26 protein-coding genes are annotated in these 21,338 nt (G+C 30.6%); 15 read left to right on the forward strand and 11 right to left on the reverse strand.

The annotated features are described in order from the left end of the window. Window positions 1-187: 187 nt before the first annotated feature. A complete protein-coding gene (locus tag O9267_RS13960) occupies window positions 188-865 on the reverse strand; it encodes a DUF4294 domain-containing protein (protein WP_298180626.1) in 678 nt (225 codons plus the stop codon). A gap of 82 nt (window positions 866-947) precedes the next feature. Here O9267_RS13960 and O9267_RS13965 point away from each other — a divergent pair, with 82 nt between their 5' ends. The 5 genes from O9267_RS13965 to O9267_RS13985 all read left to right on the forward strand — a co-directional run bounded on the left by O9267_RS13965 (window position 948) and on the right by O9267_RS13985 (window position 5,005). After that, complete coding sequence (locus tag O9267_RS13965) at window positions 948-2,036, forward strand: M42 family metallopeptidase (protein ID WP_298180628.1); 1,089 nt, start codon at window positions 948-950, stop codon at window positions 2,034-2,036. Window positions 2,037-2,169: 133 nt separating this feature from the next. After that, complete coding sequence (locus O9267_RS13970; protein WP_298180630.1) at window positions 2,170-2,715, forward strand: RNA polymerase sigma factor; 546 nt, start codon at window positions 2,170-2,172, stop codon at window positions 2,713-2,715. Then, entirely contained in the window at window positions 2,712-3,242 is a 531-nt protein-coding gene (locus O9267_RS13975; protein ID WP_298180633.1) for a hypothetical protein, read from the forward strand. Before O9267_RS13970 ends, O9267_RS13975 begins: the two co-directional genes overlap by 4 nt. After that, window positions 3,226-4,281, forward strand: a complete 1,056-nt coding sequence (locus O9267_RS13980) for a hypothetical protein (protein WP_298180635.1) — start codon at window positions 3,226-3,228, stop codon at window positions 4,279-4,281. Before O9267_RS13975 ends, O9267_RS13980 begins: the two co-directional genes overlap by 17 nt. Window positions 4,282-4,285: 4 nt before the next feature. Next, window positions 4,286-5,005: a head GIN domain-containing protein gene (locus tag O9267_RS13985; RefSeq protein ID WP_298180636.1), complete on the forward strand. Its 720-nt coding sequence runs from the start codon at window positions 4,286-4,288 to the stop codon at window positions 5,003-5,005. 184 nt (window positions 5,006-5,189) lie between these two features. On the opposite strand, the gene O9267_RS13990 is transcribed toward O9267_RS13985, so the two are convergent. The 7 genes from O9267_RS13990 to O9267_RS14020 all read right to left on the reverse strand — a co-directional run bounded on the left by O9267_RS13990 (window position 5,190) and on the right by O9267_RS14020 (window position 9,697). Continuing rightward, window positions 5,190-6,140, reverse strand: a complete 951-nt coding sequence (locus tag O9267_RS13990) for a phosphoribosylaminoimidazolesuccinocarboxamide synthase (protein ID WP_298180637.1) — start codon at window positions 6,138-6,140, stop codon at window positions 5,190-5,192. Window positions 6,141-6,199: 59 nt separating this feature from the next. Next, a complete protein-coding gene (locus O9267_RS13995) occupies window positions 6,200-7,018 on the reverse strand; it encodes an SDR family NAD(P)-dependent oxidoreductase (RefSeq protein ID WP_298180729.1) in 819 nt (272 codons plus the stop codon). 354 nt (window positions 7,019-7,372) lie between these two features. Then, window positions 7,373-7,585, reverse strand: a complete 213-nt coding sequence (locus tag O9267_RS14000; RefSeq protein WP_298180639.1) for a hypothetical protein — start codon at window positions 7,583-7,585, stop codon at window positions 7,373-7,375. Window positions 7,586-7,809: 224 nt separating this feature from the next. Next, window positions 7,810-8,007 (reverse strand): hypothetical protein, encoded by a 198-nt coding sequence (locus tag O9267_RS14005; RefSeq protein ID WP_298180641.1) that lies wholly within the window; start codon window positions 8,005-8,007, stop codon window positions 7,810-7,812. A 114-nt stretch (window positions 8,008-8,121) separates the two neighbouring features. Then, window positions 8,122-8,784, reverse strand: a complete 663-nt coding sequence (mnmD, locus tag O9267_RS14010) for a tRNA (5-methylaminomethyl-2-thiouridine)(34)-methyltransferase MnmD (protein WP_298180643.1) — start codon at window positions 8,782-8,784, stop codon at window positions 8,122-8,124. 2 nt (window positions 8,785-8,786) lie between these two features. Further along, window positions 8,787-9,221: a hypothetical protein gene (locus O9267_RS14015; protein WP_298180645.1), complete on the reverse strand. Its 435-nt coding sequence runs from the start codon at window positions 9,219-9,221 to the stop codon at window positions 8,787-8,789. Between the two features lie 5 nt (window positions 9,222-9,226). Beyond that, window positions 9,227-9,697 (reverse strand): DUF4920 domain-containing protein, encoded by a 471-nt coding sequence (locus O9267_RS14020; protein WP_298180647.1) that lies wholly within the window; start codon window positions 9,695-9,697, stop codon window positions 9,227-9,229. 240 nt (window positions 9,698-9,937) lie between these two features. On the opposite strand from O9267_RS14020, the gene O9267_RS14025 reads away from it, so the two are divergent. Next, the gene (locus tag O9267_RS14025) at window positions 9,938-11,005 is read left to right on the forward strand and encodes a branched-chain amino acid aminotransferase (protein WP_298180649.1); all 1,068 of its coding nucleotides are present in this window, start codon (window positions 9,938-9,940) and stop codon (window positions 11,003-11,005) included. Between the two features lie 207 nt (window positions 11,006-11,212). Here O9267_RS14025 and O9267_RS14030 read toward each other — a convergent pair whose 3' ends face one another. Then, a complete protein-coding gene (locus tag O9267_RS14030; protein ID WP_298180651.1) occupies window positions 11,213-12,415 on the reverse strand; it encodes an ATP-binding protein in 1,203 nt (400 codons plus the stop codon). Window positions 12,416-12,529: 114 nt separating this feature from the next. Then, complete coding sequence (locus O9267_RS14035) at window positions 12,530-12,913, reverse strand: nucleoside triphosphate pyrophosphohydrolase family protein (protein ID WP_298180652.1); 384 nt, start codon at window positions 12,911-12,913, stop codon at window positions 12,530-12,532. Between the two features lie 79 nt (window positions 12,914-12,992). On the opposite strand from O9267_RS14035, the gene O9267_RS14040 reads away from it, so the two are divergent. The 5 genes from O9267_RS14040 to O9267_RS14060 all read left to right on the forward strand — a co-directional run bounded on the left by O9267_RS14040 (window position 12,993) and on the right by O9267_RS14060 (window position 15,912). After that, the gene (locus O9267_RS14040) at window positions 12,993-13,181 is read left to right on the forward strand and encodes a hypothetical protein (protein ID WP_298180654.1); all 189 of its coding nucleotides are present in this window, start codon (window positions 12,993-12,995) and stop codon (window positions 13,179-13,181) included. A 72-nt stretch (window positions 13,182-13,253) separates the two neighbouring features. Beyond that, window positions 13,254-14,417 carry a transcriptional regulator gene (locus O9267_RS14045; RefSeq protein WP_298180656.1) on the forward strand — a complete coding sequence of 388 codons (1,164 nt, stop codon included), beginning with the start codon at window positions 13,254-13,256 and terminating at the stop codon, window positions 14,415-14,417. A 64-nt stretch (window positions 14,418-14,481) separates the two neighbouring features. After that, complete coding sequence (locus O9267_RS14050) at window positions 14,482-15,024, forward strand: sigma-70 family RNA polymerase sigma factor (protein ID WP_298180658.1); 543 nt, start codon at window positions 14,482-14,484, stop codon at window positions 15,022-15,024. A gap of 30 nt (window positions 15,025-15,054) precedes the next feature. Continuing rightward, the gene (locus tag O9267_RS14055) at window positions 15,055-15,462 is read left to right on the forward strand and encodes a hypothetical protein (protein WP_298180659.1); all 408 of its coding nucleotides are present in this window, start codon (window positions 15,055-15,057) and stop codon (window positions 15,460-15,462) included. A 9-nt stretch (window positions 15,463-15,471) separates the two neighbouring features. Then, complete coding sequence (locus O9267_RS14060) at window positions 15,472-15,912, forward strand: sensor of ECF-type sigma factor (RefSeq protein ID WP_298180661.1); 441 nt, start codon at window positions 15,472-15,474, stop codon at window positions 15,910-15,912. On the opposite strand, the gene O9267_RS14065 is transcribed toward O9267_RS14060, so the two are convergent. Beyond that, complete coding sequence (locus O9267_RS14065; protein ID WP_298180663.1) at window positions 15,909-16,961, reverse strand: oxidoreductase; 1,053 nt, start codon at window positions 16,959-16,961, stop codon at window positions 15,909-15,911. The two genes, O9267_RS14060 and O9267_RS14065, sit on opposite strands and share 4 nt — an antisense overlap. A gap of 127 nt (window positions 16,962-17,088) precedes the next feature. Between O9267_RS14065 and O9267_RS14070 the strand changes: the two genes are divergently transcribed. The 4 genes from O9267_RS14070 to O9267_RS14085 all read left to right on the forward strand — a co-directional run bounded on the left by O9267_RS14070 (window position 17,089) and on the right by O9267_RS14085 (window position 21,305). Further along, window positions 17,089-18,417, forward strand: coding sequence for a hypothetical protein (locus O9267_RS14070; RefSeq protein WP_298180665.1), 1,329 nt, complete (start codon window positions 17,089-17,091; stop codon window positions 18,415-18,417). Window positions 18,418-18,547: 130 nt separating this feature from the next. Beyond that, window positions 18,548-20,122 (forward strand): protein adenylyltransferase SelO, encoded by a 1,575-nt coding sequence (locus O9267_RS14075; RefSeq protein ID WP_298180731.1) that lies wholly within the window; start codon window positions 18,548-18,550, stop codon window positions 20,120-20,122. A 38-nt stretch (window positions 20,123-20,160) separates the two neighbouring features. Next, window positions 20,161-20,523, forward strand: a complete 363-nt coding sequence (locus O9267_RS14080; protein WP_298180667.1) for a DUF1801 domain-containing protein — start codon at window positions 20,161-20,163, stop codon at window positions 20,521-20,523. Between the two features lie 119 nt (window positions 20,524-20,642). After that, on the forward strand, window positions 20,643-21,305 hold the full coding sequence (locus tag O9267_RS14085) for a VanZ family protein (protein WP_298180669.1): 663 nt from the start codon (window positions 20,643-20,645) through the stop codon (window positions 21,303-21,305). The last annotated feature ends 33 nt before the right edge of the window (window positions 21,306-21,338 follow it).

The raw sequence follows: 21,338 nt of genomic DNA on the forward strand, positions 1-21,338 counted from the left end.
GGTTTAGCATGAGTTTCTTTTGAAAATAGATCCCAATAGCCGTGATTGTAGTGGAAATCCTTGCCCAAATTTGGCTTATTTTTCTCGTTTTTGAAAGAGCGACCAACGCAAGCTCCTTGCAAAACGTAGAAAAATTGCCAAATTTGGGCAAGATTGCAACGAAAAGCGCGATGAGCTTCTAGAAAAACTACTTATTAATTTTTACAGCGAGTTGTTGCCAATGCTCGTATAATTCGTCGTAATCGACTGGATTGGCTGGTGGTTGGTTTACTAATCTACCTGAATTGAAGGCACGATACAAGATACTTTCGATAAGAAAATCTTCGTTGACTTGATACGGAGCGTATTTGGTTTTAAGATTTATATCGAATAATCTAGCAGTATTGTTAGACCAAAATGCTTTCCAGCCACTTTTATAGTCTTTAATAAGTGAATAAGTTGTAAAGCCTGTTTGACGGTGAATTAGCTTAACCAAAATTTGGCCTTGCTTGCGAGAAAGTTTTTTGAGTTGGGCTTCAAATTCGTTTTCCATGTAGTCTTCTACGATTTTGAAATACTTTCTTTTCTCTTTTTCTGTTTTCAGTTTATCCATATTCTTTTTGAGTATGGTTAGTCTTTCAGATGCGATTTTGGCATAAGGATATGTTTTGTAAACTCTATTCCTTAATAATAAATATTGCTTTTTTGCTTCGGGATCGAGTTTCTCCTTATATACAAGTATTTCTTCTAACTGAATTGGTTCGTTAGAAAGTGTATCTATATCTTTGAGATCGTAACCCATTTTGGTTGTATCTTTCTCGATAACTTGGGCGTTAACCGTAAAAGAAACAACTAAACAAAAAACAAAATACTTTAGCGAATTCATAAACTTGTAATTATTTTCCAAAATTATACAATATATATAACAAGTGTAATGCCAAATTTATATTTTAGCAAAAAAAAATATTATGGCAACAAAATCAATACTTACAAAATCATCCATTTCATTTTTAGAAAAATATTTGAACAATGCTTCACCAACAGGATATGAGAGTGAAGGGCAAAAACTTTGGATGGATTATCTAAAACCCTATGTTGATACTTTTATAACCGACACATACGGAAGTGCCGTTGGAATTATAAACCCAGATGCGCCTTTTAAAGTAGTAATTGAAGGACATTCGGATGAAATTTCATGGTATGTAAACTACATTACTGATAACGGACTAATATATGTTATAAGAAATGGTGGTTCTGACCATCAAATTGCGCCTTCTAAACGCGTTAATATTCACACTAAAAACGGAATTGTAAAAGGTGTTTTCGGTTGGCCAGCGATTCACACTCGTGGACGTGGAAAAGAAGAAGCAGCTACACAGTTCAATATTTTTATAGATTGCGGTTGTGAAACCAAAGAACAGGTTGAAAAACTGGGAATTCATGTAGGTTGCGTCATTACCTATCCTGATGAATTTATGATTTTGAATAAAGATAAATTTGTTTGCAGAGCCATTGATAACAGAATGGGCGGATTTATGATTGCTGAAGTTGCCCGTTTGCTGAAAGAAAACAAGCAGAAATTACCTTTTGGATTATATATTGTTAACTCTGTTCAGGAAGAAATTGGGCTTAGAGGTGCCGAAATGATTACGCAAACTATCAAACCAAATGTTGCCATAGTAACCGATGTTTGTCATGACACCACTACTCCAATGATTGATAAGAAAATTGAAGGCGAATTGCAAATGGGAAAAGGTCCAGTTATTGCTTATGCACCAGCTGTTCAGAATAAACTTAGAGAACTAATTGTGGACACGGCAGAGAAAAACAAAATTCCGTTTCAACGTCATGCTACTTCTCGTGTTACAGGTACCGACACTGATGCTTTTGCTTATAGTAACGGTGGCGTTGCTTCTGCATTAATTTCATTACCATTACGTTATATGCACACTACGGTAGAAATGGTTCATAGAGATGATGTAGAAAACGTAATCAAATTGATTTATGAAAGTTTGTTACAAATAGAAAACAATCATAGTTTTTCTTATTTTAAATAAGCTTAAAGAATTTATATTACATCAAAATCCAGATTAATCGTCTGGATTTTTTATTTTTATAAAGAATATTTTCAAAAACTGTAACATTCTAAAAACTCAACTGTCTTTTATATAGATTAACTAACCAAAACGTTTGAAAAACCAAGAAGTAGATATTGCCATTCTTCTCAATCTGTGCAAAGAGAACAATGAAAAAGCGCAACTAACAATTTATAATAAATATTATAAAGCAATGTTTAATGTAGCTTTCAGAATTGTTAATGATTATGCATTGGCAGAAGATATTATGCAAGAAAGTTTCTTGAAAGCGTTTACCAAATTAGATTCGTATAGCGGAAAAGTAACATTTGGTGCTTGGTTGAAAAAAATTGTAGTAAACAATAGTATTGATGAATATAAAAAAGTATCAAAACATCAAATAGAAAGACTTGATGAGAATACTGAAGTTATTGATGATAGTAATGACAATGGCATTTCATATAATGAACTAAAAGCTGAATCAGTTTTAAAAACCATTCAAAGCTTGAAACCCAATTACAAAATTATTTTAACCTTATTTTTTATTGAAGGTTATGATTTAGAAGAAATTACACAAATACTAAATATAAGTTACGAAAACTGCCGAACGATGATGAGCAGAGCAAAAGAAAGTTTGAGAACAAAATTAAATGCCTTATGAGTGCCAACGATAAAATAAACGATTTATTTAAAAATCAAGACAATTGGGATTTTGAAATACCCAATCAAGGTCATGATAAGCGATTTTTGGATAAACTAAAAAATAAACAGCCTAAGAAAAAAAGAAATTGGATTCCTTTATCTATTGCGGCTTCGCTCCTATTTGGCTTTGGGTTTTTATATCTGAATTACACATCAGAAAAGAAACAAGTAATATCTTTTTCGCCTCAAGTACAAGAAACACACGATTATTTTTCATCTGTAATCAATGCCGAACTTGAAACTCTTAAGAAAAAAGAAACACCGCAAAGTAAAGCACTTATAAATGATGCCATGAAACAAATGGAAGCATTAGAAAAAGATTATGAAAATTTAAAAGGCGAAATTATCAAAAATGGCGAAAACAAACAGATTATTTATGCCATGATTACCAATATGGAAACTCGAATTTCCTTTATAAAATCAGTATTAGACCAAGTTGATACTATTAATAATTTAAAAATTGAAGCAAATGAAAACCATAGTTAAAATAGTATTTATAATTATTTTATTTCCAATACTTTCTTTTGGATTTAATGACGATAATCATGCTTACAATAAAGAAAAAACTATTTCAAAAACCTACGCTGTCAACGATGATGCGCAAGTTAACATAACCAATTCGTACGGAAATGTAAACGTCTATTTATGGGATGAAAACAAAATTTCAATTCAAGTAAACATTAAAGTGTCGGGCAATAACGAGAAGAAAATCAATGAAAGACTAAATACAATTGACGTTGATTTTGCTGCCACTGCAAGCAAAGTTTCTGCTAAGACAATCTTTACAACCAAAGAATGGAAAAGTAGCAATATAAGTTACGAAATAAATTATACCGTGAAAATTCCAAGAAACGGAAGCATTGATTTAACTAATAAATACGGAAATATTACAGTAGAAAAATTAAACGGAAGTTCAGATATAACATGCCATTATGGAAGCATTATTCTTGGGCAATTTAACAACAAAACGAACAATATAAGCATTGCCTATTCCTCAAATTCATCTATAAATTCTATTGACAAGTTGAATTTAGAAAGCCAATATTCTGATGTTGATTTTCAAAAAGTGAACCATATAAATATTGATGGAAATTATAATACTTTCAATTTTCAAAACGTTGGCGGATTGAATTTGTCTTCTAATTATACCAAAGTCAAAGCAAGTTCTATTCAAAAAATAGCTATTGACGGAAACTACCTAACATTAAAACTGGGCGAAATTGGAAACGCCATCAACATAAGTTCAAATTATAGTGATATTCAATTTTCAGTTTCAAATAAAACGGATGCTATTGCGATAAATGGAAATTACACCAATTCAAAAATAACTTGCAGCTCTGATTTTGCATTCAATTTTGATATAAATCTTAGTTATGGCTCTTTCAAAGAAGACTTAGATTTGAAATACACTCAAAAATCAGAAAAAAACACATCAAAAGCCTATTCGGGTTATCATATTAGTCAAGGAAAAGCAACAATGAAAATTTCAACCAATTACGGAAGCGTTCAACTTTTAACTAAATAAAAACATGAAGAAACTAGTATTATTATCAGTATTTATGAGTATTTCACTAGCAAATGCTCAAAACTGGAAAGGTGAAAAAATCAAAGGAAACGGTGTTCAAACGACCATTACCAGAACGACCGAATCGTATGATGAAATCTCAGCAGGCGGATCTTTTAAAGTTGAATTAGTAGCAGGAAAAGAAGGTACTATCACAATTTCTGGTGATGAAAATATTATAAGTCACATTGTTACTGAAGTCAATGGTTCAAAGCTCAAAATTGGTTTTGAAAAGAATAAAAACTATTCTTATCATTCTGACATTGTAATTACTGTTCCTTTTGAAGAAATTAGTGCCGTTTCTTTTGCTGGTTCTGGAGAAATTGTAACTAAAGATACTATAACTGCAAACAATTTTGAAGCCAACTTAACAGGTTCTGGCGATGGAGATATCACAGTCAACACTAAAAAATTAACAACATCTCTTACTGGTTCAGGCGATTTGAAGATTTCGGGAACTACGGAAGAATTAGAAGCTAAAGTAGCAGGTTCAGGTGACTTAAGTTGCTCAAAACTTACGGCTCAAAACGCCGATGTTTCGGTAGCCGGTTCGGGCGACTTAAAAGTAAATTGCATCAACAAACTAAAAGCTACTGTAGCTGGCAGCGGAAATATTCATTACAAATCAAAACCAGCAACCATCGATTCAAAAGTATCAGGTTCTGGCGATATTACAAGTTATTAATTGCGTTAGTTTTTAAACCAAAACGTCCCAAAACTTAGTTGATTTGGGACGTTTTTTATATTTGGAGCGATTGGTTCGGGCATTTTAGGAATCGTAATTCCCGCTTTCCGAAGTAGTGCCAACTTGTTAAAGAAACAAGTCGGCAGCTACTTTCTCCAATCGGGGCTAGTTAGCCAACCATTTTCTATAAATTTTTCAAATAAGAAACAACATTCGCTTCTATTCGTTCATTAATATTGGTAATATCAGCTTTTACGAATTTTTCACCCAAAATATTCTCATAAAGTTCAATATATCGCTCCGAAACCGATTCAATATAATCATCAGTCATATCTGGAATTTGTTGACCATCTTTACCTTGAAAACCGTTTTCTATCAACCAACGACGTACAAATTCTTTAGATAATTGTTTTTGTTCTTCATTATTATTTTGTCTTTCCTGATAACCATCGGCATAAAAATAACGAGAAGAATCAGGTGTGTGAATCTCGTCAATCAATACAATTTTACCATCTTTGGTTTTACCAAATTCATATTTGGTATCTACCAAAATCAATCCTCTAGAAGCTGCAATTTCAGTTCCACGTTGGTATAAAGCTCTAGTGTATTTTTCTAAAATTAAATAATCTTCTTCGCTTACAATTCCTTTTTCCAAAATAGCTTCACGCGAAATATCTTCATCATGCGAACCATTATCAGCTTTGGTAGTTGGTGTAATTATTGGTGTTGGAAATTTATCATTTTCTTTTAATCCTTCGGTCATTTCAACACCGCAAAGCATTCTTTTTCCTATAGCATATTCGCGAGCAGCATGTCCCGAAACATATCCACGAATTACCATTTCAACTTTAAATGGCTCGCATAAATGACCAACTGCCACATTTGGATCTGGTGTTGCAATTAACCAATTGGGAACAATATCTTCGGTAAGTTGCATGAACTTAGTCGCAATTTGATTCAGAATTTGACCTTTGTACGGAATTCCTTTTGGCATCACTACGTCAAAAGCCGATAATCTGTCGGTTGCAACCATTACCAAAAGTTGGTCGTTTATATTGTAAACTTCACGAACCTTGCCTCGATAAACAGATTTTTGATTGGGAAAATTAAAATTAGTAGTAGTTATTGTATTCATTAGATAGTGTGTTGTTGTTTTGCAAAAATAGTTTCTTTTACACTCAAATACAATTATTTTTACTTCTTTAAAACCTTTTTCCTTATCACAAAATTAAATGCTCTATAACCTAAAAATCTTCGCAAATATTTCATCAAATTAGCATCAAATCCAATAGTATATTTTCTAAAACTTTTATTTGGATTTTCTGAAATAGTATATAGTTTCTTAACAATACTTGCTGTCAAATCTTGGTTTTTACAAGTTTTTTTGTTCAAAATATCCGTTATTTTTTTCATCATTGCATTATAGGAAGCAATAGAAGTAGGTTCACATTTGGTAACATTTTTCTGAAAATTGGTTGGTGCATTTCCAAATTGAACGGTACAAACGCTTATATTGAAATCCATCAATTCATACGCCATACACTCTGAAAAACTTTCAATTGCTTGCTTAGTTGAATGGTAAAAACTCCCTAAAGGCAAATTTACCAATCCTGCAATAGAAGAAATATTGATAAACTGACCTTTATTTTGTTCTCTAAAATGCGGTATAAAAGCGCGACAAACTTTAACAACACCAAGCCAGTTAACATCTACAATTGAATCGATTTTGGTGTCTTCAGAAAGTTCTACAAAACTTCTATATCCAACACCTGCATTATTAATAATGACATCAATTGATTTATAATCGTTTAAAATAGCAGTTTTTGCTTTCTCAATGCTTTCTGATGAAGTAACGTTAAGCTTGTAACATTTTACATTCGGAATGTCTTTATAAACAATAGCCTCGTCTATTGAAATCATTGTGGCTATAACATTCCATCCTTTTTGAGCAAAATAGTTAGCTGTTGCGGCACCTAATCCGCCAGCAGCACCAGTAATTAGTATAGTTTTAATCGTAAAGAGTTTAAAAGTTTATTGTTAACTAAATTTTAACAAATATATACTTTTGCTAGAAAAATACAAACAAACTAAAAAAGCTTTTACAAATAAATTAAATAGAATGTTTAAGAAACAGTCTGAATTACTTTCAATACTTTTTTAGTTCAGGTTTATCAATCGAATAAGACTTTAGCCAAAACACTAATTACAAAAACTTCAAAACGAAATAAATTTTCAAGTCCTTTATCTACTTCTTTTTTTAATAATATCGAATCATTAGCAGCTTTTTCCAAAACTGATTTTATATAAAATAGTTAATTATAGGCATATGATGAAAGGTTAGAAAGTCAGTTTAATATGAAAAAAATATTATTGAAAGAAAGATTCCTTTTCAATATCATTTAAACACCTTTCTAGCTCAGGCTTATTGGTCGTATAATAAAGAAGCCAATTCTTAAGCTGATCAACTTCATAAGGCAAAAGGTTTCTCACTCCTTTTTTCAATTCTTTTTTAAAGAGATTTGGGTCAAAGCTTACACTCTCAAGAGTTGATTTAGTGTAATCGTAAATCATTCTAGGCATAAAATTTTAGATTAAGGTTAAGTTTTTAGTCAATTTGGGGGAAAGACTTAAGTAAAATTAAACTCTTTTTTTGAAACAACCAAATAAAAAATTGATTTTTTACCGATTAAAAGCAGAATAAATCGATTATATGAGCTTTTAAATTAATATTGTAGTATTTGTATTTCAATTAATAATTTAAATAATTAGCATAAAAAAAGGAACCGTTTAAGTTCCTTTTAGTTTTATTTGTTGATAATCAATAAACATTGCCTTAATTCTGGCTTTTCCTGGGTAAAATTTAACAACCATTCTGTAAGTTGTTCTACTTCATAAGGCAAAAGCACTCTGACTGCTTTGTCTAATTCTTTGCAAAAAAGGATAGCATCAAAGCTTACTCTTTCAAGCACCGACTTAGTGTAGTCATAAATCAATCTTGACATAATTAGTTTTTAATTGGTTAGACTTTTAAATCTATGATTTAATAAGAACGTGAAAAGTATTTTTTTAGTATTTCAAAATTAAATTATTTTCAAATACCAAATTCAAATAATAAGTTAAAATTTTGTAGCCCGCAACATTTCTCGCTTTCCAGGTGCTCCTGGTAATTTTTCAACTTTGAATCTACATTCTAACATAGCTCTTTTTATAGAGCCTCTACAGGCATAGGTTACTAAAACTCCATTTATTTTTAATGCTTTGTGCATTTTCTGAAAAATTTCGAGTGACCAAAGTTCAGGTTGCACTCTAAAACCAAAAGCATCAAAATAAATTAAATCAAAAGCATTTTCATCTGAAATATCTTGAAAAAATTGTTTACGCTTAGTTAATGAAAAATTTGATGATATGGAATGTTTTTCTTCCCATGAAGATTGGTGCATTTTAGCAAAAACTTCTGTTTCTTCAGTTGCATTTAATTCGGAGACATAATTCATTTGTAAAGCTTCATTAGATAAAACTGGGTAAGCTTCTACTCCAACATAATCTATAGTTTGATTGTATTTTTTAGCTTCTAAATAAGTTATAAAAGCATTCAAACCTGTTCCAAAGCCAATTTCTAAAATAGAAATAGACTTTTCTTTAAACAATGAAAGCCCGCTTTTGATAAAAACATGATAAGCTTCTTGAATGGCGCCGTGTTTAGAATGATAACTTTCATCCCAATCGGGCAAGTGAATGGTCGTTGAACCATCGTTTGTAGTTAGGATTTCACGTTTCAAAATTACTTGATGTATAATTTTTTAATTCTCGGAATTGGTCCTCCACATTTTCCTTTATGACAAGTTATGCAAGCATCAACACCTTTATTGAAATTTTCTTTTACATTTTCAGATTCAGAATAAATCAATTGTTGGGCGTCGATATATTTCTTAGCATTTTCTTGAAAAAAAACGTCGTTATCGTTGCTAGTTGTAAACTTTGCCGAATATATTTTATTGAAAAAATCAGGAAAAGTTCCAACTGAATCACCTTTTATAATTCTTAATCTCAATTGTTGATTGTGCGCATACATTTGCTCCATGAGCATTGCCATTTCTGACATTTCATACATTTTGAATTCTTTATCTTCGGTAGAACATGCTTCAGCATCTTCTTGCTTTTTCTGGCAAGAAAACAAAACTAAAATTGAAAATAAAACTACTGCTAATTGTTTCATCAACACTATTTTTTGATTAAAACACCGTCGGCCATAAACGAATAATTGGTTTCTGGAGCAACAATACTATCAATAGACGCTTGCGATTTTCCAGCATCTTTGGCATATTCTTTTAAATCTTCAACAGAAGTTAACTCAACAAATGCTTTTCCATTTACAATAACTTCACTTTCGGCAGCGTTTAATGGAACAAAAAAGGCATAATCTTTAAACTTCACAAAAGCAGTTTGGTCATTTCCTAAATCTAAGTTCATCCAGCATCCTTTCTTTTGGCAAACATCAACAATTTTGGTTGCTACTTTAACTTCAAGAGTATCAGTTTCTTTCATTGCTTTATACTTTTCAAGCAGTGTTTCTTTAGTAATGGCACCTTCGGCCGTTATTTTATCTCCAAATTCAGCATAAGAAACAGGTTTTTCTTTTTTACAACTTGCTAAAGCCATCATGATAATAGCAACATAAACTATTTTTTTCATTAGAATTATTGTTTTTAATTTTCTACAAAATTAACTAGATAATTAGGATTTTTAACAACATTATATAATAAATTTTAGCAATTTAATAGAAGTTAAAAAAGTGAATAAATAAATTCTTTTGAATACAAAATCAATCCATTTTTTTATTAGTTTAGCAAAAACTAAATAATACCTGCTCTTTTATTGTAAATTATTGATTTTAAATAAAATACAATCTCTAGCAGAAACTAAAAATCAATAATGACTACACTAAACGCTAACGAAATCGATATAGTTAGAGTGAATTCTTCTAAAATCGACACTGTAGATTTCGAAAATCTTGCCTTCGGAAATATATTTACTGATCACATGTTACTATGTGATTATAAAGACGGAAAATGGCAAAAAGCAACTATAAAACCCTACGAACCATTCATGATAGATCCTTCAGCAAAGGTTTTTCATTATGGTCAAGCCATTTTTGAAGGAATGAAAGCCTACAAAGATGAAAATGATGATGTGTGGTTGTTTAGACCTGATGAAAATTTTAAGCGTTTTAATAAATCAGCAACTAGAATGGCGATGCCAGAAGTTCCAGAAGAAATTTTTATTAATGGTTTAAAAACAATTCTAGATATTGAGAGAAATTGGGTAAAAAAAGGTCTGGGAAACACACTTTACATTAGACCATTCATGATTGCGATCGGTTCTGGAGTAATTGCACAACCTTCAACTCAATATAGATTTATGATAATTCTTTCGCCAGCCAAATCTTATTATTCTGGCGAAGTGAAAGTTATTATTGCCGAACATTACAGTCGTGCTGCCAATGGTGGAATTGGAGCTGCTAAAGCTGCTGGAAATTATTCAGCACAATTCTATCCAACTAAATTGGCAAACGAAAAAGGTTTTCAACAAATTATTTGGACAGACGATGCTACGCATACCAAACTAGAAGAAGCTGGAACAATGAATGTTTTCTTCAGAATAAACGATACCTTATATACAGCACCTACAAGCGAAAGAATTTTGGATGGTGTAACAAGAAAAAGTTTGATTGAACTAGCCAAACGTGACGGATTGGATGTAGAAGTTCGTTCAGTTCTTGTAGAAGAATTGGTAAATGCTGCTAAAGATGGCAGTTTGAAAGAAATTTTCGGAGCAGGAACAGCAGCTGTTGTTAGTCCAATTGTAGCTTTCTCTTATCAAGGAACAGAATACCAATTGCCTAAACTAGAAAAATCATTTGCTTTGCAGTTAAAAGAAGATTTAACCAAAATTCAATATAAACTGGCTGACGATACTTTTGGCTGGACGGTTAAAATTTAAGTTTTCAGTCGCAGTTATCAGTAAAATTATAGTTTTGGTTATTCTGGCACTGACGTAATTTGTTTACTGTCAATTACGAACATAAACAAAACTTTGATTAACAAAACGTATTATAAAAAACCTAGGTCTAGCAATTTCTTGTAACTGCTGTTATTCCTAGTCCTTAATATTTTCTTTTTCTAACAATTTTAAGTTGTCAAATAATGATTACTTTTCTAGAGTAAAATAAAACCTTGCTCCAGCACCAAGTTCCGATTCAATATTAATAGTACCTCCTAAAGCCACAATTATTTTTTTTACTGTTGCCAAACCTATTCCATTGCCACGCTGTCCGAATTTGTCTTCGTGTGCAAGAACTTTAAAGATTTGAAATACTTTATCCTGATTTTCTTTAGAAATACCCGTACCATTGTCTTTTATAGAAATAATATATTTAGAATCATCTTCTTTTATTTCTATCTCTATTTCAGTTTTTGGCTTATCATTGTATTTAATTGAATTTGAGACCAGATTGATAAAAATTTGTTCTATTGCTGTTCTATTCGTAAAAATTGTATCTAAAGACGACTTTAAGGTAATTTCAAAATTATTTTCAAAATGAAAAAGACCTTTAATATCCTTTACTAATTCCGTTAAATTTACTTCAACTTTATCCTCTTTAAGTATTGTATTGGATTTGCTATATTCAAGTAATCCATCTATTAATTTTCTTAATTTTGCAGAAGAGAAGGCGATTAATTCAATTAATTCTCGACCGTCTTCCTCTAATTTTTCACCGTATGAATTTAAAAATAAATTAGTAATTGATGAAATATTATTCAATGGTGATTTTAAATCGTGCGCAGCGATAAAGGCAAAACTCTCCAATTCTTGGTTTATTTGTTCAACATCTTCCAAAGCTTGTTCTAATCGAGCTTTAGTTTTTCTTAACTCTAGCAAATTCATCACTTGATTTGCTAAGGCTTTTAAGGCGTGTATTTGAGTTTGACTTAATAATTTTGGTTTATTGTCAATTACACATAAAGTTCCAATGGGCAAATTATTTTCGCCAACCAAAGGAACTCCAGCATAAAAAATTATATTTGGTTCTCCTGTAACCAATGGATTATCAAAAAAACGTTCGTCTTTTCTTGCGTCCTGAATGATAAAAATATCGTTTGGGTCAATTATTGCGTGAGCACAAAAAGCGTAATCTTTTGTAGTTTCAGACACATTTAACCCGTGATGGGATTTAAACCATTGCCGTTTAGAATCAATTAGACTGACAAGCGAAATAGGCGTATTACATATTTCAGAAGCGATAGCGGTTATGTTATCATAATCAATCTCAGGTAAGGTATCTAAGATTGAATACGATTCTAAGAGTTTAAGTCTTTCACTTTCATGTTTGTGCTTTTCTGATATTTTCATTTAATATATTTTGTCTTAAAAATTGCATTAAGTTATTGAATTCGTCCTCTCTGAGTATGTATTAGGCATAACACACTGCTAACTGAGACTGTAAACTGAGACTGTAAACTGCGACTACTTCAAAATCTCATCAAAATTAGGTTTGAAATAATTTGGCCCTTTCATTACTTTTCCATCTTCTCTATAAATTGGCTGTCCGTCTTCGCCAAGTTTACTCATGTTGCTTCTTTGAATTTCGTTGAAAACAGCTTCAATTTTATCTTGTAAACCGTGTTCAATAATTGTTCCGCATAAAATATATAACATATCACCAAGTGCATCGGCGACTTCTACAATATCATTATTTTGAACTGCTTCCAAGTATTCTTCATTTTCTTCTTTCATTAGGTTATAACGAAGTAAATTTTTTTGCTCCCCCAAATCGGCTTTCATTGTTTCGCTATATCCAAGTTTATAGGCTGTGTGAAATTCTTTGACAGCGTTAAGTTTATTTTGCATACTATTGTTTTTTTTGAAGATGCAAAATACATTTTTTTGATAATAAATAAGTATTTTTACGCAAAATTTTAAAGAAAATATGTTTAGCACTGGACAATTAATTTTTGCAGGTTTATTTGTGATAGCATTCATAATTGCTTCCATTTTTGTTTATAGAAAAGACGCTTCCATGCATCAATTTTTCTATAAAGGAAGTTATAAAGTACTACTTGCATTCATCCTTTTTATTGGGATTCTTTTTGTAATTAAAGTTTTTATGAAAAGATAAAAAAACATCTATTATTCTTTACATTTTAACAATTTTATCATAAGTTTACATTCTTATATTTTAGCCTACTAAATGAGAATTTTAAAATATTTATTCCTACTCCTATTACTTGCTGCATTTGCAATGAGTGTGTTTTTTGCAACTCAAAAAGGTAACTATGATGTTACAAGAAGTAGAATAATTAATTCTCCAAGAGTCACTTTATACAACTACATAAACGATTATAAAAACTGGGAATACTTTTATAATCCCTCCGAAAATGGAGCAAAAACCGATTATATTTTTCCAAAAAACACAATTGGAAAAGGTGCTTCTTTTGCATGGAAAAACGAAGATGATTCTGGTAGTTTTACTACAACTGATACCAAAGAAAATAAAACTATTACTCAAAAAATAGTTTTTAACAATTCAGAATCAGAAGTTTACTGGACTTTTAAAGATACTCTTGGAAAAACAAAAGTTACCTGGAGAAGCAAAGGTGTTATGCCTTTTGTATTCAAAATTTACACTATGCTAAATGGTGGTCCAGATAAAATTTTGGGCAAAATGTATGAGAAAAGTCTAGCTACAATTGACAATTCTTTGCATCAAGAAATTAGTACTTACGATATTGTTGTAAACGGAAAAGTTACCAAAATGGGCAACAATTATGCTTATTATCCAATCAATAGTAAGATTTCAAATATTACCAAAAACTTCAGAGCGATTCTGCCAAAAATTGAGAAGTTTTTGCAAAAAAATAATATTGAGTCAAAAGGCAAACCTTATATTTTATTCAATAAATATGATGTTGCCAACGATTTTACAAATTTTTGGGTTTGTATTGACTTAAAAGAAGAATTTATAACTGGTCCAGAAAGTGAAGTTTTGACTGGAAAATCAGAAGCTTTTCAAGCGGTAAAAGCAACGTTAACTGGTGATTATTCTCATTTGGATGAAACCTATTCCAAAATTGAAGAATACCTATTGCAAAAAGGTCTTAAACAAGATTTTTCACAACCGTTTATCGAATTATATCTTAAATCTTTAGTTGAAGAAAAGAAATCATCTCAATGGAAAACAGTAATTTACATTCCAATTTTGATTCCAAAAAAAGTAGATTATTCAAATTACATTCCTAAAGCTAAAACAGAAAGAAGAGTCATAAGTCCAGTTTCTGATATTAAGCAAGTAGAACCAACTCAAAACGATGTTGAAAAATCTATTGTAATTCCAGATTTGAATCGCCCTCAATAAAATAGTTTTGCAAATTAAACCTATTGTCTTTTTTATAGTCTAAATGCTATAAAGTAATCTTACCTTGCAAGAAGAAAAAGAATTTATAGCCGAATTATTGAATCCCAAAACGCAAAATCAGGCGTTTCAAAAACTCTTGCACCATTACCAAAAACCTTTGTACAATCATATTAGAAACATTGTTCTAAATCATGATGATACTGATGATGTTTTGCAAAATACGTTTATCAAAATATTTCAAAATTTGAAAAACTTCAAAGGTGAAAGCAAATTATTTTCGTGGATTTACCGAATTGCAACTAACGAAGCTATTACTTTTATCAACAACAAAGCCAAACGAAATGGTACAACTAGCGAAGCTTTGCAAACAAAAATTGTAGAGAATTTGCAATCAGATGTTTATTTTGATGGAAATGAAATTCAATTAAAGTTGCAAAAAGCCATTAACTTATTGCCCGAAAAACAACAATTAATCTTCAAGATGAAATATTTTGAAGAACTAAAATATGAAAACATTTCTGAAATTTTGGGTACTTCTGTTGGTGGTTTGAAAGCATCTTACCATCACGCGGTGAAAAAAATTGAAGATTATATGAAATCTAATTAAACTTTTTACCAAAAATAAAGTCTAATGAATATGAAGAATTTTAACTTAGAAAACGAACCCAAAATAGAAACAGGATTTACTATTCCTGAAAACTATTTCAATGATTTTTCCGAAAGAGTAATGCAACAATTACCATCAGAAAAACCAAAGGTGATTTCGTTATATCAATCCAATAAAAATTGGTTTTTGACTGCTGCAGCAATTCTAATTGTTTCCTTTACAATTCCAACTTTTTATTTATTACAAAACAATTCAAACGAACTAAACACTTCAGAATTAGAATCCTACATACTAGATCATTCAACCGTTTCGCAAGATGATATTGTTGATTTATTAAATGAAAACGATTTAAAAGAAATGAATGTTGACTATAATTTAGAAGACATTTCATCAGAAGTAATTGACCTAGAAAACATCGACTTAGAACAAAACTTATAATAGAATATCATGAAAAAAATAAATTTAATTACCGTAATTGCTTTTTTGATTTCAGCTTTGACATTTGCACAAGGTGGAAAATTTAGAGATCAAATTAAAGCTTCAAAAGTAGCATTTATAACCAATGAGCTAAACTTGACAACCACTGAAGCAGAAAAATTTTGGCCTCTTTACAACACTTTTGATGACAAGCAAAGAGAAATTAAAAAAGAAAAAATAAAAGGTTATAGGAATCGTTTAGATGATTCAGAAGATAAATTGACCGAAAAAGAAGCCGCTACAGCTTTAACTCAAATGGAAAAAACGGAAGATGAATTGCACCAATTGAGAAAAAAATTTATTACTGATTTGAAAGGAGTTTTACCTGCAACAAAAATCTTGAAGCTTAAAAAAGCAGACGAAGATTTCAATAGAAAATTATTGAAACAGTATAAAAATAAGCGTGATTAGTTAGAAAAAACTAGCTTCACAATCTTATCTTTTCCTGCGGCAATAGCAGTTGAAGCATCTACAAATCGAATTGTATAAAAGGAATTATCTGAACTAATTTGTTTCCAGGTAATTCCTTTATCATTTGAATTAAAAATACCTGTAGCTCCTACCGAAACTAGTTTTTTTCCATTACTATTTGGCACATATTGAATGCAGGAAGCATAACCAAAACCAGCGTTTTCGGCAATTAATTTCCATGTTTTTCCGCCATCATTAGTTATTGCTTTATTTTGAAAATTTTGAGTTGGTTTTTCAAAATTTCCACCAGCCACAATTCCATTTTTTTTATCGCAAAAATCGGCTGTGAAAATTCCAGTCATACTTTCACCTTGCACAATTGGTGTTTCATAAACTTCCCAAGTTTTTCCTTTATCTGGCGAAAAGAATACACGAGATTTTTTTCCACCAGAAACTAGCCAAGTTTGATTTTCTTTTACAATTATATTAGTATTACTTGCTGCAAATGCCGCTTCGCCTTCAACAGTTTTTGGTAATTTATCACAAGAAATTTTATGCCAAGAATTTCCGCCATCATTTGTGACTATAATATGTAAACAATCATCAATTGGATCGCCTATTGCAATTCCTTCTTGGTTATTCCAAAATTGCATGCTGTCAAAAAACACTTTTTCGTTAGTATCAGAATAGACTAATTTAACCGAATTCAAATCTTTTGAAATTTTGTATAAATGAGCTGGATTTCCAACATTTACAACAAAAATTGCATCATCTGTTTGTGCAATACTTCTATATTCTAACGAAATGGAATCTTTATCAACTCTAATTTCTTTCTTTGATTTATCTTTTAAGTTGAAATAACCTACTCTACTTTTATTTCCAGCATAAAAGACATTATTTTCTGAAACTGAAATGGCTCTCACGCTAATTTTATCTAGCAACAAAGTATCCATCGAAATCGTTGTAGAATTAACTTTTTTATCGGTAAAAGTCGATTTACATGAAATAATAAAAGTTAAAAAAAATGTTAAAAAAATTGAATTCCTCATCGTTACTAGCCTATTTTACTGCTAATATACAATATTATCTTTCTTTCCACTTACTTTATTTCAATTCTTGGCACAGATATTGGATACTTCTTTAGGAAATCAATTATAAACTATAATTTATTATATTATGAAAGCGAAAATACTACTTACATCACTTATGAGTTTGCTGTTTGCAAGTTCATTTGCGCAAGACAAAACCACGGTCAATGCAATGAGTTCAGAAATTAGTGACAACCTCGATTTACGAGCAATTGCTTCTATATTTGGTGATTCAGAAAATCTTGAAGATTTTGAAAAAAGATTAAATGATCCAAAAATGCAACTTTCAAATTTAGATTTGAACAACGATGATCAAGTTGATTATTTGAGAGTTATCGAATCTGTTGAAGGAAGAACGCACTTAATTGTTGTACAATCGGTTTTAGGTAAAGATTTATTTCAAGATGTTGCTACAATTGAAGTTGAAAAAGATGATAACAATCGTGTTCAAGTGCAAGTAGTTGGTGATGTTTATATGTATGGAGACAATTATATTTATGAGCCGGTTTATGTTCATACACCTATAATTTATGATTATTTCTGGGTTTCTAGCTATCGTCCTTATTGTTCAAGTTGGTATTGGGGTTACTATCCAAGTTATTACTCATTTTGGAATCCGTACCCAATTTTTAGATACAGACATAATGTTGGACTTTGGATTAATTTCGGACATCAATACAATTATGTAAACTATAGAAGATGTCACGTAGCTTACAATAATTACTATCACAGAAGAGGAAATGGTTTTGAAAGACAATATCCTGATCGTTCATTCACAAGAAGAAATTCTGGTTATACTAACAGATATGAACTTGAAAAAACAAGATCAACTACAAGAAGAGATGTAGCTTACAACAATACTAGAAATACTGATAGAAATTCAACTGTTAGAAGCAATTCTTCTACAAGAAATGAAAATGTAAGAGCAGAAAATTCTCCAGTTCGTGAAACAACTAGAAACAACACAACTAGAAGTGAAAATGTAAAAATTGAAAATTCTCCAGTTCGTGAAACTACTAGAAATAATACAATTAGAAGTGAATCTGTTAAAATTGAAAATTCTCCAGTTCGCGAAACTACTAGAAATAATACAACTAGAAGCGAATCTGTAAAAATTGAAAATTCTCCAGTACGTGAAACAACTAGAAATAACACAACAAGAAGTGAAAATGTAAAAATTGAAAATTCTCCTGTTCGTGAGACAACTAGAAATAACACAACTAGAAGTGAAAATGTGAAAATTGAAAGTTCTCCTGTTCGTGAAACAACCAGAAACAACACAACAAGAAGCAATTCAAGCATGCAAACTTCAAGAGAATCATCATCAAGAAATTTAGGAATGCAAAGTTCGCGTTCTTCTGGAAATAGTGGACAATCAGATTCTTCAAGAGGAAATTCTGGTGGTGGAAGACGATAGTTTCGAATTAAAATTAATACAAAAAAGGTTAGCCATTACGCTAGCCTTTTTTTGTTAGTAATTATATAATATCTTTTGAAAATTACGAAAATCATTTTCCCTATTTTTGAGTTACATTTGATAGTCATACATAAGTCAAATGAAAATAGATTTTAAAAGCATATTTACAGCAAATTTACCTGCCGATTCTAACGAAACCAATCAAGTTAGACAAGTATTTAATGCTTGTTATTCATATGTTAATCCAACTCCTACTTCAAATCCAAAGCTTATTCATTACTCAAAAAAAGTTGCGGATTTAATTGGAATCACTGAAGAAGAAGCTAACTCAAATGAATTTTTAGAAGTTTTTTCTGGAAATAAAATTTTAGAAAATTCCAAACCTTTTGCTATGTGTTATGGCGGTCACCAATTTGGTCATTGGGCAGGACAATTAGGCGACGGAAGAGCAATTAATTTATTTGAAATTGAAAAAGAAAATTCAATCTATACATTGCAACTTAAAGGTGCTGGAAAGACACCTTATTCAAGAACAGCAGATGGTTTAGCGGTTTTGCGTTCATCTATTCGGGAACATTTATGTAGTGAAGCAATGTTTCATTTGGGCGTTCCCACTACTCGATCGCTTTCCTTATCATTATCTGGTGAACAGGTTTTAAGAGATGTTTTATATGATGGAAATCCAGCTTACGAAAAAGGAGCCATTGTTTGCAGAGTTGCACCATCGTTTATTCGTTTTGGGAACTTTGAAATTTTTTCTGCTAGAAATGATATTCAAAATTTAAAATTACTTGCCGATTATACCATCAAACATTACTATAAAGAAATTGAAGTTGAAGGAAAAGAAAAATACATTCATTTTTTTGAACTTGTCGCTAATAAAACGCTTGAAATGATTGTTCATTGGCAACGTGTCGGATTTGTTCACGGTGTTATGAATACCGATAATATGTCTATTCACGGAATCACAATTGATTATGGTCCATACGGTTGGCTAGAAGATTATGATACAAATTGGACACCTAATACAACAGACCGAGAATACAAGCGATATAGATTTGGTAATCAACCAGAAATTGCTTTGTGGAATTTATATCAACTCGCCAATTCTATTTATCCTTTAGTAAACGAAGCTGCTCCTTTTGAAAAAGTATTATCCAATTTTAAAGATAATTTTGAAGAACGCTATTTTACGATGATGTCAAATAAATTAGGATTTTTCAAGACAAATAGGAAAGATAAAAAACTAATTATTGAATTAGAGCAATTACTTCAAGTTACTGAAACTGATATGACTATTTTCTTTCGAGAATTAAGTTTTATCAAAAAAGATTACTCAACTGGTTGTGGAATTTCAATTGCAAACAACTCATTTTATAAACCAAACGAACTCACAAAACCTATTTTAAAAGAATGGGAAAAATGGTTTAAAAAATATTTGCTTCGACTTAATGAAGAAACGATTTCTGATGAAGAAAAGAAATCAAAAATGAATCGACTAAATCCTAAATATGTTCTTCGAAATTACATGGCACAATTAGCGATTGATGCTGCAGAAAATGAAGATTACTCAGTTTTAAATGAACTAGTTGAGCTATTAAAAAAACCTTATGATGAGCAACCTGAATTTGAAAAATGGTATGCAAAACGACCAGATTGGGCAAGAGAAAAAGTAGGTTGCTCAATGCTCTCTTGTAGTTCATAACTATTTTTTATAATTTAGTATTTTAAAAAATAGAAATAATGAATACTAATTATAAAACTATTGATGAATACATAGCGTTACAAGACGAGAAAGTAATTCCAGTTTTAGAAGAAATTAGAAAAACCATAAAAAAATGTGCACCAGAAGCTGAAGAAACAATTGGTTATGGAATTCCAACATTCAAATTTCATGGTAATTTGGTGCATTTTGCCGCTTACAAAAATCATATTGGTTTTTATCCTGGAGCTTCAGGAATTGAATTTTTTAAAGACGAAATTGCAAAATATAATAACTCCAAAGGAACTGTTCAATTTCCATTAGACAAACCGATTCCATATGATTTAATCACTAAAATAACAGAATATAGAGTAAAGCAGAACTTAGAGAAACTAAAAAAATGAGTAACATCTTAGATTTTACATTTTAGTTATTTAATATTTAATTTAATCAAAAAACAGAAATTTCAATATAAATTAGTTTTTATGTTACATTTACTTCCCATAATAAGGTTCAAAGAACTATGAAAATTTTAAAAAAACTACTGTTTCATCCTATTCTAATTTATACTGTCATTTTTTTTCTAGAGTGCATTCCAATAAAAGCACCTGTATTAGTAAATGAATTTCCAAAAGAAGGCGATAACTTTAAATCTCCTGATAGCTTTGCCGTTTATCACTATACAAATAATGGAAAGTATAGCTATACATCACCTGAATGTTATTTTAGATTTGGAAATCCTCCTTTTTCGGCAACTTATGAACAGGGCGGTATTAAAACGATTAGTACCAAAATTGCAAACAAAATTCCTTTAATGGGTTCGATGTGTGGAGAAAAAGTAGTTGCTAAAATTGAAAAAAGAGATATTAGTTTTGATAAAAAATACTTAAATACAAATTACTTGTTAGATAATTTTTCAGTTTTTTCACATATTTTCTTCTATATGTTATTGGCATTTTCTATCCTATTACTTTATAAAAATGACACGAAAAACTACTTATATGCTTTTGTAGCTTGCTTTGTTGGCGGTGGACTTTTAGAATTAGTACAACATTATTTTATTGAAGGTAGAACAGCCACATTTGAAGATTTAGCCATGAATACTTTAGGTTCAATTATTGCAATTGTAACTTTTTGGATTCTAATTAGAAATAGCTCTTTTTTTAGAGATAAAGTTTTAAAATAAAAAAAAATGCTATTTCAAAATTAATGAAATAGC

It is taken from the genome of Flavobacterium sp., from assembly GCF_027531705.1.
In the GTDB taxonomy this organism is placed as follows: Bacteria; Bacteroidota; Bacteroidia; order Flavobacteriales; family Flavobacteriaceae; genus Flavobacterium.